At 57.1% G+C, this 19,218-nt stretch carries 13 protein-coding genes; 8 read left to right on the top strand and 5 right to left on the bottom strand.

Annotated features, from left to right (window positions below; translation table 11 throughout):
* Positions 1 to 27: 27 nt before the first annotated feature.
* The 4 genes from EC9_RS03515 to EC9_RS03500 all read right to left on the bottom strand — a co-directional run bounded on the left by EC9_RS03515 (position 28) and on the right by EC9_RS03500 (position 5,394).
* Entirely contained in the window at positions 28 to 1,329 is a 1,302-nt protein-coding gene (locus EC9_RS03515; RefSeq protein WP_145342417.1) for a hypothetical protein, read from the bottom strand.
* 69 nt (positions 1,330 to 1,398) lie between these two features.
* Positions 1,399 to 2,994 carry a pilus assembly protein N-terminal domain-containing protein gene (locus EC9_RS03510; RefSeq protein ID WP_145342415.1) on the bottom strand — a complete coding sequence of 532 codons (1,596 nt, stop codon included), beginning with the start codon at positions 2,992 to 2,994 and terminating at the stop codon, positions 1,399 to 1,401.
* Between the two features lie 268 nt (positions 2,995 to 3,262).
* Positions 3,263 to 4,084 carry a TrmH family RNA methyltransferase gene (locus EC9_RS03505; protein ID WP_145342413.1) on the bottom strand — a complete coding sequence of 274 codons (822 nt, stop codon included), beginning with the start codon at positions 4,082 to 4,084 and terminating at the stop codon, positions 3,263 to 3,265.
* 284 nt (positions 4,085 to 4,368) lie between these two features.
* The gene (locus tag EC9_RS03500; protein WP_145342411.1) at positions 4,369 to 5,394 is read right to left on the bottom strand and encodes an NAD-dependent epimerase/dehydratase family protein; all 1,026 of its coding nucleotides are present in this window, start codon (positions 5,392 to 5,394) and stop codon (positions 4,369 to 4,371) included.
* A 103-nt stretch (positions 5,395 to 5,497) separates the two neighbouring features.
* Between EC9_RS03500 and EC9_RS03495 the strand changes: the two genes are divergently transcribed.
* The 8 genes from EC9_RS03495 (at position 5,498) to EC9_RS03460 (ending at position 14,933) form a co-directional block, all read left to right on the top strand.
* Positions 5,498 to 6,637, top strand: coding sequence for an N-acetyltransferase (locus EC9_RS03495; protein WP_145342409.1), 1,140 nt, complete (start codon positions 5,498 to 5,500; stop codon positions 6,635 to 6,637).
* 106 nt (positions 6,638 to 6,743) lie between these two features.
* Positions 6,744 to 7,127 (top strand): exodeoxyribonuclease VII small subunit, encoded by a 384-nt coding sequence (gene xseB / locus EC9_RS03490; RefSeq protein WP_145342407.1) that lies wholly within the window; start codon positions 6,744 to 6,746, stop codon positions 7,125 to 7,127.
* Between the two features lie 185 nt (positions 7,128 to 7,312).
* Positions 7,313 to 8,212, top strand: a complete 900-nt coding sequence (locus tag EC9_RS03485; protein ID WP_145342405.1) for a polyprenyl synthetase family protein — start codon at positions 7,313 to 7,315, stop codon at positions 8,210 to 8,212.
* Positions 8,213 to 8,214: 2 nt separating this feature from the next.
* Complete coding sequence (gene dxs / locus EC9_RS03480) at positions 8,215 to 10,098, top strand: 1-deoxy-D-xylulose-5-phosphate synthase (protein ID WP_145342402.1); 1,884 nt, start codon at positions 8,215 to 8,217, stop codon at positions 10,096 to 10,098.
* An 804-nt stretch (positions 10,099 to 10,902) separates the two neighbouring features.
* On the top strand, positions 10,903 to 11,862 hold the full coding sequence (locus tag EC9_RS03475; protein ID WP_218934562.1) for a hypothetical protein: 960 nt from the start codon (positions 10,903 to 10,905) through the stop codon (positions 11,860 to 11,862).
* Between the two features lie 148 nt (positions 11,863 to 12,010).
* Positions 12,011 to 12,376: a DUF2200 domain-containing protein gene (locus EC9_RS03470; RefSeq protein WP_145342398.1), complete on the top strand. Its 366-nt coding sequence runs from the start codon at positions 12,011 to 12,013 to the stop codon at positions 12,374 to 12,376.
* A gap of 94 nt (positions 12,377 to 12,470) precedes the next feature.
* Complete coding sequence (locus EC9_RS03465; protein WP_145342396.1) at positions 12,471 to 13,790, top strand: right-handed parallel beta-helix repeat-containing protein; 1,320 nt, start codon at positions 12,471 to 12,473, stop codon at positions 13,788 to 13,790.
* 171 nt (positions 13,791 to 13,961) lie between these two features.
* The gene (locus EC9_RS03460) at positions 13,962 to 14,933 is read left to right on the top strand and encodes an alpha/beta hydrolase family protein (RefSeq protein WP_246105937.1); all 972 of its coding nucleotides are present in this window, start codon (positions 13,962 to 13,964) and stop codon (positions 14,931 to 14,933) included.
* A 72-nt stretch (positions 14,934 to 15,005) separates the two neighbouring features.
* Here EC9_RS03460 and EC9_RS03455 read toward each other — a convergent pair whose 3' ends face one another.
* Positions 15,006 to 19,193, bottom strand: a complete 4,188-nt coding sequence (locus EC9_RS03455) for a c-type cytochrome (protein WP_145342394.1) — start codon at positions 19,191 to 19,193, stop codon at positions 15,006 to 15,008.
* Positions 19,194 to 19,218: the final 25 nt, after the last annotated feature.

The following is a 19,218-nucleotide window of genomic DNA, read 5'->3' as shown; positions in this document are numbered from 1 at the left end:
ATGCTGCGGTTGGCACCGCAGCGTCGATTAAAATAGGGCTTCGATCGAAGCTGTCGCACCGTGAAAACCGAGATCGTCGGTTTCGCCAGTGACATATGCCGATGGAAAATTCGCAGCGACCGTGTTTACATGCATCATGTACCAGAACTCGTAACCGATCTTGGCCGACAGATAGCGAGTGAAGTGGTAATCGGCCGAGATGCCGTATTCAAATAAACCTGCATAGTCGGTGTCGTCGAATGAATCCCGCATGACTTGCTGTGGATTCGTGCTTTCGGATACGGACGTGTCTCCATCCACGAAGTTCGCATAGAGACCTCCACGAATGCGGCTGCCCACCATCAATCGTTTCATCACCGGATACATCAGGTCCAGTCCTAGCTGAGCACCAACCATCACGTTGTCGATGTCTTGGCTGAAATGCCCCGAGTCTCCCGTTGTATTGTTTGAGTTGAAGTCGAACTGCTCTTCGTAGCTGATCACACGCACACCGGCAACAGTCGAGATCACATCCCATCCCCATTGACGATGGTTAAATTCGGCACTGTTGTATCTCGCTTTGAAACGCTGGGTTTGAAGCGATGTATCGTATAGCCCAGGCAAATCCGCTTCCGTCAATGCCCCTGGCGGAACCGGCCGGAAGTTCAATTGACTCGTAGGGTCGCTGCGAAAACCACCGTATTCCCATTCCAACAAACCGGTAAAGGTCGCTTCGAATCCATCGGAGCAGTTGAGCATTCGCCCCAGCGTAACTCGAATTCCAGGCTCGTAGTCATCGCCAACCAATCCAAACAAATTGCGGCTGTAATTTACCGCATCCATATTACCTTGCTTAAAGTACAAACCCTCAAAGCTGCCGTAACACGCGGGAGCACACCCTTCGGGGCAGCCCCAACTGCAATCGTAGCAGTCGCTAGGTCCGAAGCGAGTCTTGCCTCGCGGGCGGCGATTGGCTCCGTGGCCGGATTGGTTCAGCGGCAGGTAGGGGATGCCATGGGTTGCTCCGCTCGAGACGCCGCCGCCCGGTTGTCGAATGATCCCCGATTGTCGCAAGATCGGATCGCCACCAACAACGGTCTCGCCGGGACCAAGGTCCAACGATTCAGCCGACATGATCACGCCGTTGCCGCTGTGATCGGGTTGGCCGACGGCTGATTGATTCGCCGTTTGCAAGATTCCAAAGCCAACCGGCTCAGGTGCATCGGTAAAGGGCCAGCCTTGAGCGGATACAGGTCCCGCAAGCAGCATCGCCACGATAAACGTTGCGTTGCACGCTGCCCCAGGGTGCAATCGGAGAGTTCTCTGTTGTGTCATTTCGCACTTCTTCATTTCTCTGCCTCGAAGGTTTACTTCCGTGAGAGATCAGGACTCTCGAAACCTTAAATTTCAAACCCAAGACTAACGTACAACCAGTTCATCTCGCACTCGACGCAAACACGCCGAACGGACGACTTGCATGATCTTCCTTGCTTGTGTTTCCGTTTCTGCTGCCCCAGAAACCACAAACCCATCCTCGACAGCATGGACCTTCACTTGGGCACCAGAAAACATCGACGCCACCGACACGGTCATCTTGCCAGCTAGCTGTTGATCTTCGGTTTCCCCTTGCTCGCCATCCACTTCGACGACATACAAATCGGGTTCCAAGTTCGCTGTACTGTCGGTCCAAATTGCAACGCGAGTGCGTCCCAATTTTCGGCCCACCACCATCACGCACTCTTTCCCGGTGGTCACAGCATTGCACACATCAGGATGTTCAACGGACACTCGCACGATCCGATTGCCAGCAAACAACACTCGGCTCTCTGCAACGCTTACGGTGAACTGCGACCGCGTGACTAAACTGGCTGCGGGATCGATCGTCGATTTGATCGCAACGACGGCTCGATCCGCCGCCTGGTTCGGCTTGGGCCTTGCAGCTGGTTTTGGCACATCGCGGACAACCTTTGATTCTTTCACGATCTCCGGACGTGGAGTCGCCTTCAACGAGACAGCCTTCGGCGACTCGGCCAATTCCGACTTCCGCTTCGGCTCTCCGGCCAAGAGACCATCAACAGGAGCATGACCACCCTGTTTTGCTGACGGCAACGGAACGCTCGCCCCTGCCTTCTGGCTTGCCTGCTGTTTGTTCCCGACCTTACCGAGCACAATCGGTTGCGATCGGGGCAGATTCTCGGCATCACGCCCCGCAGTATTGTCGGCATGCTTGCCGTCTTCCAACGGTCGCACGTTGGGCAATTTCCAGATAGGACGATTCGCAACCGGGACCTTCGCCGAAGGTCGGGCATCGCTGCTGTCGACGATCATTCCCTGAGGCTCTTCCACCAGGCTCTGCGTCCGCAGGGGAACCATGGTTGGCGCCTCCACAACATCGACGACATTCGCTCCGCCGGGGCGAACCAGATCGACCGGCGTTGCTTCCGGCGGCCGCGACGGGATCGTCAGCGAATCATCTGAAATACTGAAAGAGACCCCGCTGTCGGATTCGCCCGCCGGCTTGCTGCTTTGCGGTACGAGCGACAGAACGCTTCGAGATTTGCGAGCCGACGGTTGTTCCAACGGGGACACTTTGGTCCCACGCAAGTCCAGCGTCGATGGCGAATCGACGATCATTGCCGGAACGTCCGCGGCTCGGCTTGGCATGCGGAATTTCAGCGGCTGGGCCGATTCGGATTTCGCTTCCGGACCAGCGGTTTGAACGATCGCCAGTGGATTGTGGTGCACTCGGCTCTCGATCAGCTGAACGGTGCGAGCTGTCAAAGCATCTTCGGCGACCTGATCGGCTGCGGTAAAGGCGATGATTCGCGGCTGGGTGACCTGCCCCTTGTCGGAGCCGGTAATTGTGGGCGCAGCGTAATGGTTCTGCTGCACCGGAGCGTGTTTGGCTTGCGGCTGATCGGCGATGCTCAAACCGTTGCTGCTCGCTGTGATTAGCGACACAAGGGCGGCACGCCGCAGATGCCTGGCAAGGCATCGTCGTTTAGGCCAACGCATGATTGACTGTCCAATGAGGTCGTGAATTCGACATCGACCACCCCCCTGGCAGCCGCCTCGAAATCGATCATCACAAGCGGGTTGGGATGATCGTCACGATTGGTATCGGGAGTTGCATTGTCCCGAATTCAGTAATCTTGCAAGCTGTAACGAATGTATCGCTTGTTTTGCTGATTATCCGAGTGCTAGCAACGCCGGTTCAGCCGGTAAACTTTCACAGGTTTACCTAGAACACAGGGGGGCCGCAATTCGAGCCCCCAGAACGGTGTCAAGCGTTGCTCAGCCGCTGCCGCTTCGCTTCAAAGAGGACAACCGCCGCACTCACCGACACGTTTAGACTGTCGGCGATCCCCGCCATCGGGATCCGAAACGCCTCGTGCGGCGCCCGCTCCCACTGTGTCCCCAAACCCTCAGCCTCGTTGCCAAAGACGATCGCTATCGCTTCGGTCAGCGGAAGATCCCAATAGGAACACTCGCCATCGACGCGAGCCAACGCGACTTTGATCTTTCGATCCGCCAACCAACTCGCAACCGCATCGTGATCGCCAATCGCGGTCGGCATCGCAAACACGGTCCCCGCGCTCGACCGGATCGCGTTGGGATTAAATCGATCGGTCGTGGTGCCGGTCAACAGCACCGCGTCGGCTCCAACCGCATCGGCTGTCCGGTAGATCGCTCCCACGTTCCCCGGCTTCTCGATCCCATCGAGAATCACAATCAGTGGCGTCTGCGGAACCGAAAGCGTCTCCAGAGGGGCCGAACTGGCCGCCGATGCGACCGCGACGACATGCGAATCGCGTTGGCCATAGCAGACCGCGGGGAACAGAGCGGAGGCGACCAGGGTCAGCGCGTCGTTAGCCTGAGCCCACGCAATCACTTGCCCCAGCTCCGATTCGGCAGCAACAGCATCCAGATCGCAGTCGGCCGAACACAGGATCTCGCGCGGCAAAATCCCCGACTGGATCGCGCGAAGCGAATCGCGCGGCCCGTCGATCAAAAACTCACCGCTCCGCTTCCTCGCCCGCCGCGATCGCAATTGGACCCATCCGCGGTAACGAGGATTCGAACGGCTGGTGATGGTCAGTGGCATTTTCAGATGCAATCGAGAGGACGACGGGGCGTAATCCTAGGGCCAATCACTGTTTCAAATTGAGGTATCAGCCGGCACGCGTTAGCAGCTTTTCGGTTTAATCAGCCGATTGGGCGTTAGCCCCAGTTCCGCTGCCACTAAACCGGGGCTAACGCCCAAACGGCTAATGCAAGGAAGCTCGTTGTGACTAAACCGACAAGCCGTTAGCGTTCGGTTCCCTTGAAGAACGCCGCGCTAATTCGCCTAAGCACAAACACTTAACAGCCCTGGGGGTTATCCGCACATCATAGCCAATGGTTGTCGAAGTACCATTGGATCGTTTCGCGGAATCGTTCGTCGATCGATCGCCGCGGCCGCCAATTCAGCTCGGCAAACTCGCGTTTGACCTCGCAGGTCCAAGCGTCCTGAGCCCCTTCGCGCAACTTGTCCAAATTAAAAACGATCCGTTGGTCCTTCAATTGAGCGACCACCTGAGTCATCAACGCAAATGGTCGGACTGCGGTGACGGGCAACGGTATCGTCCAAGCATGAGGACGATGCAACATGCCACGGACCTTCAAGCCCAGTTCGCGAAACGACAACGGCTTCGGATCGGAGGCAAAGTAGACACCGTCGTCGACCGAATACGAATTCATCGGTCCGGCCAAGGATTGCAAACAGGTTCCCTGCATCTCCGCTTCGACCAACAGCTTCACCAGATCGGCTACGTGCACCATCCCAACGGGCGGGTCGTGACTACCAAGCAAAACATTGCACCGGAGCGATCGAATCAACCGAAACAGCCGAGCGAACTCGCTGTCGCGAGGGCCAAAGACAGCTCCGGGGCGAACGATCGTGATCGGCAACCGATCGGCGAACTCCAGCGCCACCTGCTCGCCAGCCAACTTGCTGTGGCCGTACTGAGAGACCGGCTGGCACGGATCGGTGGCGCGGCGCGGACGCTGCCGCGTCGAAGGGCCTGCGGCAGCCAACGAGCTGACATGAACCACTCGCACCGGATTCGGCATTTTTGCACAGCCCTGCAACAAACCTCGGGTACACGTTACATTAGCGTGCTGGAGTTGCTGGCGTGTGCCTGCAACCGCCCCGGCGAGATGATAGACGGTGCCAACGTTTTCCAAAGCTTTTGTAACCTGGGCTTCGTCGGCCAAATCGGCTTCGACCATTTCGACTTCCAAGCCATCCAACCACTTTCGATTCGACGTCTTCCGGACGAGACACCGAACGGGTCGGCCTTGCTTCACCAGATCTGCGACGAGATGCGATCCGATAAAACCAGCCGCCCCAGTCACCAATACAGATTCGTTCATGCCCTTCAACAACCAGTATGTTGCCACTGATCGATAGGGAACAACCTGCCACTCTCCACGTGGCACCCCCTAACGTTTGCCTGTAAACATACATCGCAAAATAATGACTGAAACATTGAAAATCTGGCCGGTTCAATCGAGCAAAGACCAAAAGCAATTCCTATCTCTCCCTTGGCAAATCTATAGAGGTGATGAGAATTGGATCCCGCCGATCCGCTCGCACCAACGCGAGATGGTGAATTTCAAGCCACATCCATTCTACCAAGATGCGGAGATTCAAACCTTTCTGGCCGCTCGCGGTGACAAGGTCGTCGGCCGCATCGCAGCGTTGGTAAATCACGCCCACAATCGTCAATTCGACGAGCAGCGCGGATTCTTCGGATTCTTCGAATGCGAAGACGATCAAGAGGCGGCGACCGGCCTGTTCGAAGCCGCCGCGAAATGGTTGGCCGATAAGGGAATGGACGCGATGCGCGGCCCGGTGAACCCCTCGTTAAACTACGAATGTGGATTGCTGATCGATGGCTTCGATTGCCCTCCTACATTTATGATGACCTACAACCGGCCCTATTATCCGGCGATGGTTGAATCGTTTGGGCTCGCCAAAGTAGAGGATCTCTATGCTTACGATGTCGAGCTTTCGATGCTCGACAACATCGACCCCAAACTAAAATTTGTTGTCGAAGAGGTCGCGCGTCGATTCGAAGTCGAAACGCGTCCGCTGAGCCGCAAGAACTTCATGAGCGATGTCCGCTTGTTCTTGGATATCTACAATAAATCGCTCGTCAACACCTGGGGTTACGTCCCGTTGTCCGAAGCGGAGATCGACCACCAGAGCAAGCAGCTGCGGATGCTGGTGACGCCCGAGATGACCAGCATCGCATCGATCAAAGGCAAACCGATCGGAGCCTGCTTTGGCCTGCTCGATTACAACCCGCTGATTAAAAAGATCGATGGCAAACTGTTCCCCTTCGGCTGGCTGCGGCTGCTGTTGGGGCGACGCCACCTGAAACGCGCCCGCTTGCTCAGCACCAACGTCTTGCCCGAATACCAACGCTGGGGACTTGGCGTTGTCACGATCTACCGGATCTTGCCCGACGCCTTAAAATTTGGGCTGACCGAAGGCGAACTCTCTTGGGTGCTCGAGAGCAATCAACTGTCGCGTGCCTCGATCGAACGGGGCGGAGCTCAGATCACCAAGACCTATCGTCTGTACGATCGCGACCTCGCCGACTTTAAATAATCGGTCGGTGTAAAACGAAACGACTCTCCCCAATAGTCACGACGGCAACAGGAAACCGCATCCTTGCCCGCCGGACCTCCAAGCGAAGCCTACCCAACGCAGCGTCATGAAGAAAAAGTCGGCTCGAACCAAGACCAGCGAAACCGCCTCCGATAACAACAACGACGACACACCGCCGCTGCAATTCGAAGAGGGGCTGTCGAAGACCCAACAGATCGTCCGCGATTTGGAGAGCGGCAGCCTGACGCTCGAAGAATCGCTGCAAGCCTACGAAGTCGGCGTCCGAACGATCCGACATTGCCAAGAACTGCTGAACAGCTTTGAACGGCGGATCGAGCGATTGACCGGCTTCGATAAAGAGGGCAACCCGATCACCGAACCGTTCCACGAATCGGACATGACGCTCGAAGAGAAGCAACAAGGGCGCGGCCGTCGACGCGGCGCCGCAGCAACCAAGAAATCAACCGACGACAATGCCAACCTTTTTTAGCACCGAGGTTTTGAACGATTAGGTTTGTCGCCTTTCGCTCCGCGAAAGTGCGATCAGCAAACGCACTTTCGCGGAGCGAAAGGCGACCATTGTTCAAAGCCCATCGTCAAACATTCGAACCTACTGATTGAGATACCAGCAAGCCGAAGTCGCCTCGCCGAACCAACCATTGTTTTGATCCCAACATGTCGAATCCCGCATCGCCCGCAAAAAATCCGCTAGCCGACTTGGTCCCCGAAATCGATGCGGCGCTCGACGCAGCCCTAGCTCCCCAAGAGGGCTGCCCTCCCGAGCTAAACGAAGCGATGCGTTACAGCCTGATGAGCCCCGGTAAGCGGTTGCGACCAGCCCTGGTCCTGATGGCAGCTGAGGCGTGTGGCGGAGAGCGCAGCGAAGCGATCGCCGCTGCGGTGGCGATCGAGATGGTCCACGCTTATTCCTTGATCCACGACGACCTGCCGGCGATGGACGACGACGATCTGCGTCGTGGGCGGCCTACCTGCCATAAGCAATTCGACGAAGCGACCGCGATCCTGGCCGGCGACGCGTTGCTAACGGCAGCCTTTGAGACGCTAGCGACTGGGATCCCTCAGCCGGAGCGAGCGGTCCGCGCCTGCGAAGTGCTCGCAAAATCAGCGGGCCGATCGGGGATGGTCGGCGGGCAAACCGACGATCTGCTTGCGGAAAACCGAAACGAGCGGCATAACCTCGCCTGGCTCGAAGCGATTCACCGCAGAAAGACGGGAGCCCTCTTCACATGTTCACTACAATTGGGTGCAATTAGTGTAGGGGCTCAAAAATCGCAAATCGCGTCGTTGACGGACTATGCTAGAGACTTGGGCCTGGCGTTCCAGATTGTTGACGACCTCCTCGACTGGGAAGGCGACGGCGACGAAATGGGCAAACAGAGCGGCAAAGATGCCGCTCGTGGCAAATTGACATTCCCAGGATTTATCGGCGTTGACGCCAGCCGAAGCAAAGCCAGCGAACTGGTCACTGCGGCCAAACAGCACGCGGAGTTATTCCGCGGCACCGGCCAACGGTTATCCCAGCTAGCTGACTATGTATTGCAAAGGAGCCGCTAACGATGCACGAACTACTCGCACAGCTTGATTCCGCCGAACCGCTCAAAGACTACTCGGTCAAACAACTCGACCAATTGGCCGATGAGATCCGCGATGTCTTGTGCAATCTGCTGGCCACTCGCACCGCTCACTTCGCATCGAACCTGGGCGTCGTCGAACTCTGCATCGCTCTGCACAGCGTGTTTGATTTCCGCAGCGATCGCTTGATCTGGGATACCGGCCATCAAATCTACCCGCACAAATTGATCACCGGACGGTACAGCGAATTCAAGACGATTCGCACCAAAGGTGGCCTGATGGGTTACCCCAACCCGCACGAGAGCCCCTACGATCTGTTCATGACCGGGCACGCCGGGTGTAGCGTCAGCACGGCCCTTGGCCTAGCCAGCGGCGACGACCTGGCGGGGCAATCGCATCGCAAGAGCGTTGCCGTGATCGGCGACGGCGCGTTCCCCAGCGGCATCGTTTTCGAAGCGATGAACAACGCGGGCGAACTGAACAAGGATCTGTTGATGATCCTCAACGACAACGAGATGTCGATCTGCCCGCGCGTCGGCGGCGTCGCCCGCTACCTCGATCGACTCCGCGGCAATCCCTTCTACACCGGCCTCAAGCAAGAGGTGGCGCGGGTCCTGAACCACGTCCCCGTTTTCGGTGATCCGACCGAACGCCTGCTGGCTCAGATGAAGGAAGGTGTCAAAGCGGGCGTGCTCGGCGGCATGATGTTCGAAGAGCTCGGCTTCCGCTACGTCGGTCCAATCGATGGTCACGACATCGGCCTGCTGAAAAAATACCTGGCGATGGTCAAGGATCTCAGCGGCCCCGTGCTGTTGCACGTCGTGACCGAAAAGGGACGCGGTTATGTCCCCGCCGAACAGGATCCCGTCTACTTCCACACCCCTCCGAAGTTTGTCGACGAAGGGGGCAAGCCGGTCCCGGCTAGCGGTTCCAGCCAACCGGCCTACACCAATTTTGCTCGCGATGCGATCCGCGATGCGATGCAGCGTGACGAGCGCGTGACGGTGATGACCGCGGCGATGTGCCAAGGCAACAAATTGGAACCAGTTCGCGAGCAGTTCCCCGATCGCTTTTTCGATGTCGGAATCTGCGAATCGCATGCGGTCGCCTTCGCCGCCGGACAATGCAAAGCGGGCATGCGACCGATCGTCGACATCTACAGCACCTTCCTTCAACGCAGCTACGACCAGATCTTCCAGGAAGCCTGCCTGCAAAAGCTGCCGGTCGTATTCATGCTGGACCGCGCGGGGCTGACCGGTCCCGACGGCCCAACACACCACGGCCTGTTCGATATTGGATACATGCGCGTCTTCCCGAACCTGACCGTCATGGCGCCAGGCTACTCGGAAGAACTTGCCCCAATGCTCGACTACGCGCTCCAGTCGGATGTCGCGACATCGATCCGCTATCCAAAGTGCTCGGCACTGCACATGCAGCGCAAACCCGACCCGATCGAAACCGGCAAAGCGGAATATATCCAACGCGGCACCGACGTGGCGATCGTCTCCTTCGGAGCGCTCTTGGATCAAGCCTTAGAAGCGGCCAAGCAATTGGAATCGGAAATGAGTGTGACCGTGGTCAACGCCCGATTCGCCAAGCCGATCGATCGCGAGATGGTCGCCGAGGTGATCGAGAGCTGCGGACATGTGATCACGCTCGAAGAGGGTGCGTTGCAAGGCGGCTTCGGTTCGGCCTTCTTGGAAGCGGCTAACGACATGCACCTGGACACCCGAGGCATCACGCGACTGGGAATCCCTGACATGTTCGTCGAGCACGGCGAACGGGAGGAACTGCTGCACGATCTCTCGCTGGACGCCGACGCGATCAAAAAAGCCTGCCGCGGAATCCAAAGCACCGTCGCGGTCTAATCGGCCTCAGGTTCCTGGCGGGCGACGAGCCCTCGCCTTTCCCTACCAAACGGTTACCCCGACACAAGCAGCCGAGACGAACACCGCAGCTCGCGGTCACCCCGACGATATTGCCTGCTCCCGTTTCGACGGAGACGCAGACGGTTCCCATCTGTTCCAACGCGGTCAGTCACGCTTTCTGGAATCGCGGTTCCCCAAACGCACTGCCGTGCAAACGATGCAGAACGGTATGGCAATTCCGGCGAAACCAACCGCCGCGATAATGATGATTTCCAAGACGACAATTCCAAACATCGGTAGCACTCCGGCTTGAGGGAAGATACTTTTCTACAAAGAATTCGTCGCAGCCTCAACAAACTTGGAAACATTTCGTTTTGCACAGCAGATCCAGGGCAGGGCTCCCACCAGCAACAGCCCAACTCTCGGCCGATACCCAGTATGTGAAGGCTGCGTTTAACTGGTTTACACTAACCTTCATCATCCCCAGCACAGAAAACGGGCGCATCCCTGATGTATGGCAGAGTACCGCCTAGTCCCTATGCTGTCGCCACGCCAGCAATCGCCGTCCACTTCAACATTATCTCTTTGGAGCAACGTCTAGTTTCATCCAACTCAACCAGACGGCCTCAAGGCGAAACACATGCGTCTCGGCACCCAAGTTCGGCAAACTGCTTGCACCCCACTCGTTGATGGCTGAGAATCAGCCATCCCTCTAATTTTAAAAGCCACAACCATACCGTCTCACACGATCGCACTGGCATCAGAAACGCAGGCCCCCTGCTTACACGCAGCCCCCGAGCCAACGTGAACACACAAGACTTTTGGAAAAACTTTAAGCTTTGCGAAGAATTAAACATCTCTGGGCGATTTATTTACAACGGCCTTCGATGTTTTCACGAAATGCAAACCTTGTACCATTTTGACGAAATTTTCGACACGCTCTACAACCTATCTGTTGGCATCGAACGATTACTCAAAATCGCCATCATAATGTCAGAGCATGATGACCAAGTAAGCCAAACAGAATTCGAAAAAGGTCTAATCACTCATAGCCACCAGGCACTTGCGACACGGCTTACAAAAACCCGCGATATTAAATTCAAACCAGCCCAAAATGACATACTCGCCTTATTGGGAACGTTTTACAAAACGTATCGATACGATCGGTATGTTCTAGCAACGACTACGGATTCAACTAAAGAGAAAGCAGCACTGTGCCGTTTTTTCGAAAAACACCTTAGTTTGCAACTAACGGATGAATCCGATTTTTCTGTCCAAAGAAACACCGCTCAGCTGAAACGCTTCCTCGGAAGAACGGTAGGTAATCTGTGCGAGCAGCTATACACGGTAATTCACGAAGAAGCCAGCCGACACAACATTTTCACTTATGAAATCCGGAATGACTCACGGGCTTCCAAAATCTTCATCCACCGACAGTACGACTTCACCGAGGAAGAGGCACTTTGGCGTGAGCTAATTGTATACCTCGTGAATACATCCGACGAAAACAGCACGCTAAACTACTTGCGCAAAATCCCCCCCCTGGATTTTGACCCCGGACTTATACAAGACTATTTCGAATGCTTCATGTCTCCTGACAGAATGTTGAACTGTATTGACGAGCTCAAGGAACTCTATGCTAACCTTGACTCGTTCAAACAGAGACACGATGAAATAAGCCTGCTCGGCACGCCCTACGCATTCAATGATGGCGAAGACGACGAAGAGGGGGATACCGATTTGGAAGAGGCATTCAATGCTTAGCCTTTCAGATGCATCTTCTCGGCGTGGACGGGCAATTCCAGCAATTTGGTGCCTCCTGCAGCAGACAGGATTGATACAGCAAGAGATGCCTGCCAGCAAATCGGTTGAGGGAATCTAGCAACGCCACGATTTGGAAGAGTGTCCCAGAATGAGCACCACCAGCGACCATGACAATCGGATGGCGAAGCTGACCTTTGCGTCGGTCTACCCGCACTATCTTACGAAGGTGGAGAAGAAGGGACGCAGTCGCGAGGAATTACATCAAGTGATCCGCTGGCTGACCGGATTCGATGACAAGGCGTTGCAGAAACAGATCGACGACAACACGACATTCGAACAGTTCTTCCAGCGGGCCAAACTGAATCCTAATGCGCACCTGATTACCGGAGTCATCTGCGGGTATCGCATCGAAGAGATCGAGAACACACTGACGCAGAAAGTCCGTTACATGGACAAATTGGTCGACGAACTCGCCAAAGGCCGGAAGATGGAAAAGATCCTGCGAAGCGAATAAACTCGCACTCAACGATCCATTTGCTCTTCGACGCACCACGCCATGTTCCGCAGTGACGATTGCTGGCGTTCCCGTACCCCCAACGGAAATTGAAATGAAGCGGACCACCAAATTCTCGACGACCCTCTACGCGACCTGGATCCTGATCGCAAGCCATTGCCTGCCGTGTCTCGTCGATGCCGCCGATTTCCACCTCACTGTGCAAGGAGCCGGACGCAAGGATGGCTCCACCTGGGAACACGCCCTGGACCAGCAGGCCCTCTCGGACGTCGTCAACAAAACGATGATGCCGGGCGATCGGTTGCTTTTGGGAGGCGGCGTCTACAAGGACGCTCGACTGACGATCACTCAAGGAGGCGCCGAGGGATCACCCAAGACGATCGCGGGCGTCGATCGTGGAGCGGGCCTGCCGGTCTTTGCATCGACATGGTCGGAGGATAAACCCGACAAGGGAGCCACAGCGGTGCAGATCAAACCAGGAGCCGGGTATCTGGTTCTCGAGGGGCTGCGGATCGAGAACTACAAAAACTGCATCTTGGTCTCTGCCGGGAAGGAGGGAGCGAACTGTCCGCACCTGGTCTTCAACGATGTCGACATGCGGCGGTTTCGGCACGGCTTCTACCTCTCCGATTGCGACGACCTGCGACTGCAAGGCTGCGACCTTCGCCGCTACACCAAACATGGGTTCCGATTTGAACAAGGTTGCAACCGCGTGACCCTACGTCATTGCACGGCCGATTGCTCCGAAGGGGACGCCGACTGGGAGACGAAGACGGAGCTGTTTCCATTTGGCTTTATCGTCAACAACGGCGGCGCCCCCAACTCACAGTTTGTGTTTGAAGACTGCCTGGCGCAGAACAACCTGATGCCGCTGCAGAAGAAGCGTTACAAAAATGGTGACGGCTTTGTGGTCGAAGGGAATACGTCGGACGTCCGCTTCACGCGCTGCCGAGCCATCCGCAACCAGGACGGCGGGTTCGACCTGAAGGTCGATGGCGTCCAGCTTGTCGATTGCGTGGCTCTTCGCAACTCGCGCAACATCCGGATCTGGAAGTCCGGCACGCTGAAAAATTGCTTTTCCGGCTGGGCAACGTGTGGCCTCTGGTGCAACGGCGGTCCGATCTCGGTCGACCGTTCGACTTTCCATGCCATGCGAACCGCCGCCGTGCAGACCGACGACAAGGCGAACCAACCGATCACGCTCCGCAATTGCCTAATCACGTCATGCCCGCAGGTCCATCGCAAGACGGCACGCGGCAAAGTAGAGACCGATGCAACGGTGGTGGCCGAAGAGGCTGACGCGGCATACATGCAGCCCAGCCCTGAATGGGATGGTCTGGGAACCGCGTTAAACAGCCGAACCTATCCGGACAACGGATACCATCAACCGCTCTCAGCCAACGCCACCAACTGAACGCAAAGCTATTTCTCCCCAACCAATCCCAACGGAACAATCGCTTGCAGCTTCGCATACGTGCAAGCCTGAGCTAGCGACATCGGATCGGCTGCACAGAAAATGCAGGACCTGCAACGCCCGGGTACCACCAACCGTTTGAACGACGACTATACTCGATTGGAACGAATCATGATGAAACCGATGATCCCCTCGGTCTTTCGAACCACTTTACTCGCCACCTTGTTTGCAACCGCTGGATTTGCCGTCGCTCAAGAAGCGGTCATCGACCTGCCGAGGAATTTTGATGAAACCCGCCAACGCAATGTCCCGTTGGCGATTCATCTGCCGAAGAGCCGCGAGGCTCAGCCGCTGGTACTGGTTTCCCACGGCGGGGCGGGCAGTCGTCATGGTTTGTACGCCTTGGCCGCCGAAATGGCGAAACAAGACTATGTTGTGATCTGCCTGGAGCACGTCACCAGCAACACCGACGACATCCGCCGTCGTATGCGAACCCTAAAGCTTGGCTTCAAAGAAGCTCTTTTGGAATGCGGCGATGACATGACGGCGAGAAAGAATCGACCGCTCGACGTACGGTTCGCGATCGATCTCGCCGAGCGACTCAACAGTTCGGACGCCAGAATCCGAGATCGCATCGACTTATCGAAGATCGCGATCCTAGGACATTCTTACGGTGCCTACACCGCGATGGTCAGCTGTGGAGTCAAACCGGTTGGCATCGACGAGGACCTTTCCGAACCTCGCATCGGACTGGGGATCGCCATGAGTCCGCAGAGTTCCAACGGAAACTTCTTCGACCGAAACAGCTTCGCCGAAGTCGAGGTTCCGTTTGTTGGGATCTCCGGAACACGCGACATTCAAGGGAACGGGCACCGTGACTTTTTTAAGCTGATGCCTTCAAAGGACAAACATCTGATCTGGTTCTACGATGCGACTCACTTCAGCTTTTCCGATCCCACCGGCGGCCCCCGCAAGCTGATGCGGACCGACACCGACGTCACCCGTGCGTTGCAAATCATTGTCCCGCGAATTCTGGACACCTACCTCCGCGGCGCTCCCAAGCTCGACCAAACCGCCCGCGACGCCCTGGTGAAGAAGAGCCTCGGCGGCAAGGTTCGCCGAATCGAATGGCAAACAAACTGATCGAAAGGTCTCGGGGCTGACGCCCCGAGCTACCGACGGGAACTCCTCCGGAGTCAAAACATGCGACCGATCCTATTTCGGAACGGTTCGCAGCGTGTAGAACGCGCGGTCGGGGAAGAAGGCCGCTGAGTCTGACTTTGCCATCGACTTCAGATTGAATTCGTAGACGTAATCGGGACGCAGCGGATTGGCCAGTTCGATGACTGCGGTTCGCTTGTCCGGATCGTAAACGACCGAGGCCACGGTTTCGGAGCGGTTGTTTTTGTCGTCGCCACCGTACGCGGGCGTCGATTCTCGCGTGTAGGATTGGACTGCGTAGTTGTCCGAATCGGCTGCCGCATTCGCAGCGACCTCCCCGGTAAACTCGACGATAAACCCTGTTGGTGTCGCTCGCACTTCTCGGATCCCCGCGGGCAGTTCCGATTCGACGAGCTCCATCCGCACGACGCTTCCCGTGTTCTGACCCGCTCCCCAACCGCTGTCGCGGATATTGCCGATCACCAACGCTCCGTCGGGCGAGACCGCTGCGGAAATGGGACCCAACATCGCCGGGCCGGTCGGCGGTTGATCGTAGCTGAACGGATAAGCCGCTCCCTGAATCGTATCGCCCACCTTCTCAAGGCTCATGCGAACCAGCCGCCGCGTATCGTATTCGCATCCAACCAGATGCCCTTCGAAGGGCCCAAACGCATCGCTGCCCAACTCCTCAGGCGACTCAAGGAAACAGATCCCGTTGACGCTGCGAGTCCAAGGATGTGGGATGTCGATCGCCGGTGCGGTCAGCGGCGGATTAAATCCGTCCTTGCGTTCCAGCCGGTTGATGAATCCGTAACGATGCCCCTTCATTACATGATTGAGTTCATTAAACGGGTTGTAGTTGCCCTGGTTGTCGGTCACAAACAGATCGCCTCCACGGTTCCGGGCGATTCCGATCGGGAAGCGATGCCCGCCGCTGAGCACTTCGATATCGAAATGCTGCGGATTGGCGGCACTCGGCCGCCGTGGATTCAACCGCAACACAGTCCCTCGCAGATAAGCAGCCGGCTGAGTCCGCGTATCCTGCTGACATGCCAGAGCGACGTAATAACTGCCGTCGGCATCTTGAGGCAACCCGGTGGCCCAATCGTGATAGTCGGCGGTGTGTCCCCATCCGCTTACCAGATTCTCCACGCGGCCGTCGTCGAACAGACGCAGCAACGCATATTTCGTGATCACATCGACGTAGTCTTCGCCAGCGTTAATGCCAAACGGCGCGGCCAGTTCGTCGCTGTACTGCGTCACGCGATCGGGGATCTGATCGCCATCGGTATCCTCGCCGCGGAAGACACGTCCCTTGAGATCGGCGATGAACATTGTTTGCGGATCGCGCCACGCCATCGCCACAGGCATGATCTCGTGCGACAGCGGCAACTGGACCGACTTAAATCCTGGCACCACATCCAGCGCGATCGATTGCAGATCGTCATCCGTCGCGTCGAACTTCGGCAAGCGATCGACTGGCAGTTCTGCGAGGTAGTTCAATTGAACCGGCTGGTTCGACTGCAGCAACAACTTGCCTGTCGGATCAAATTTTGTCGCTTCATTCCCCGCAGCAACGTACAGCTTGGTTTTGTCTTTCGCTCGCAAATTCCCATCGCCGGCGAGCTGAAACTCGTCGCCTGCGGCGCGGAACCGTAGCGTCCAGTCCGCGGGGACCTCGCCGGAAACCACTCGTCGGCTCCAGCCCGAAGCTCCGTTTTCTCCAGCGACTACCGAATACAACTCTTCGACCGGGACCACGATCTCGACATCGTCGGAAGCTTGAAACTTTAAGCGGTACTCGAATTGCAATCCATCAGCGGTCTGACGCCACACGTCGGGCTCGGTGATAAATTGCCGCTCGCGAATCGGCATCAGCACCTCGCCCGAGGTCTTGGAGACCAGAGCAAAATCGGCATCGGATGTTGGAGCGTCGATCAAGTTCACGCCCCCCGCTTCCCAGTGCCACGCTTTGCCTTCGGTATATTGCGATGCGGTATCGCCCATCCACCAACCGGTCAGCCGAGCTTCCGCCAGGTCAAACAAGATGTTGTGTCGATTGGGTAACCCAATCAGAAACGGTTTGATGTATTGTGTCTCGTCGACTCGCAACACGTCGGTCAAAACGTGGGTGTCGTCGCTGAGATCGTTTCCACTGTGGCGGACCACTCGAACCGCGTCGGGACGCGGCGGGCGAAAGCCTTCGAGATTCAAGACCTGCCAAACGGCACCGATCTGTTGATCCAAGTTGTCGTGCAGCACGCCGTCGACCGGCACCTTGATCGCCGGCATTTCGACGCGTGGAACCACGCGTAACGGATCGGCAACCCAGCGGTCGAACCACTCCTTGCGAACATCTTTGCCCAGCCCCGCCAGATTCGGACCACGCGAATTGACAGGCGCCTTGGCCGGGGAAACATCGCCGATACTGTGACAACTGACACATCCGAAACCGTTGCTGGTAACCAGACGCGGCCCGACGGCGAGCAGTGCCGATTCGCTCAGCTGCGCCGGTTGCTCGGCTTGGCCATGAGCAGGGATTCGGTCTTGAGCGATGAACCAATCGGCCAATCGATCGGCTTCGTCCGCGTTAAACCGGAACTTCGGCATCCGCACCTGCAACCACGGGCGTCGCTTGGGAGCTTCGCCGCGAACGGCTTGCTGCAGCGAAGCGTCTTTCAATTTGTCGCCGATGCTGTTCAGCGACGGCGGCGTCAGCACGGCGGCATGTTCGAAGGCGTCCGAGTTTTCAGAGGCGATCGCAAAGGCGAGCTTCGCATTTCCTGTGGCCAGGTTGCGAGGATGACAAGCCAAACAATTGCTGCGTCGCAACACATCGGCTCCACTGAAATGGACTTCCGCATCCGGCAAGACCGCGTCGACAGCAGCTTTGATCGCCTGTTGGTCGTCGTCGTCCAAGGCGTAGTGCGGGCGATCGGCTCCGGTCGAACCGACGCACGCCTGCGACCAATCGCTTTGCGAAGTCAAAGCGATCTTGGCCAATGACGGAGCGGGACGCAGCGATTCTTCGATCTCATGGCACGACGCGCAACGATTCTGCTTAACCAACTGGCGTCCCATTTCGATCAGCGCCGGATCGCCAAGCCACTTCGGCTGGACAGCGTCATCGCTTTTTGCGGCGTCCTGCTGCAGATAGGTCGCCAAATCCGAAGCTTCCAATGCGGACAGCTCAAATCGCGGCATGCGATGATGAGCGTTGATCGCTGCGGGGTTGAGCAGCCAACGGGCAAAGTAGTCTTGAGGTCGCTTCTCGGAGACCTTTTCAAGCGATCCGCCCCCCAGCAAATCCTGTATCCCCAGGCCTCCCTTTTCGTGGCAGGCCAGACAGCCCATGCCGACAAAAAGGTCGTGCCCACGCTCGACCGGTTTCTTCAGCTTTTGGCCTCGCTTCGGCTTGGGCTGCTTCACCGCTGCCAGCTTCTTCGGCGACTGGCCCTTAGACAATCCAAACAGATAAGCCGCAACCGCTTGGCTCTGCTTTTCAGTCATTGCGAAGTGAGGCATCTTGGTCGACGCATCGGCGTCGGAGGTCGACTGCATCAGCCGATCGACGACCCACGACGGGTGCAGATTGCCGGTCAAGCGATCGAGCGACGGAGCGTCCAACGGCGGTGAAGCACCACCGATCTCATGGCACGCGGCGCAGCGGAACGCTTCGGCCAACGCGTTCCCACGAGCAAAGCCATCTTCGGGTTCGTCTTCGATCTCATGCAGCGTGTTGGCCGGATTGATCGGCTCCCACGAAAACGAATCGCTCGACCAAAACAGACGCATCGCCGCGGCATCCGACGTTTTTTGAAAGCGGATCGTCAAGTCGTGCATCCCGGCTCGCAACGGGAACGCTTCACCGGCGATCCAATCGCGCTGCGGCGACTGACAGTCCAACAGCACCTCGTCGTCGACTTCGAACTTTACTTGGCCGATCGAATCGGAGGCGAAGCGATAGGTGCCGGCGGTGCGAACCAAGAGCTGCCCCTGCCAGACCACTGAAAATTTGTTGGCATCGATCCGCGGATCGGGAGCGGCATCGGCCCAATCGAAGGTGAGGCCCGAATCGACGCGAACCGCGGTGTGCCCATCGGCATCGCGATAGGTTCCGATCAGTCCCGGCTTGGGGAAGTCGTCGAACAGGTCGTCGTCTTGAGCGATCGCGGGGTGAGCAACCAACAAGCTGATCGCGCAAAGGAAAACACGGGCCTTAGAGGTCAAAGGATGATGCATCGGAAGAAGCTGTCGGATGGGAGGC

Source organism: Rosistilla ulvae, from assembly GCF_007741475.1.
GTDB classification, from domain to species: domain Bacteria; phylum Planctomycetota; class Planctomycetia; order Pirellulales; family Pirellulaceae; genus Rosistilla; species Rosistilla ulvae.
This window is presented reverse-complemented; position numbering and strand designations above follow the sequence as displayed.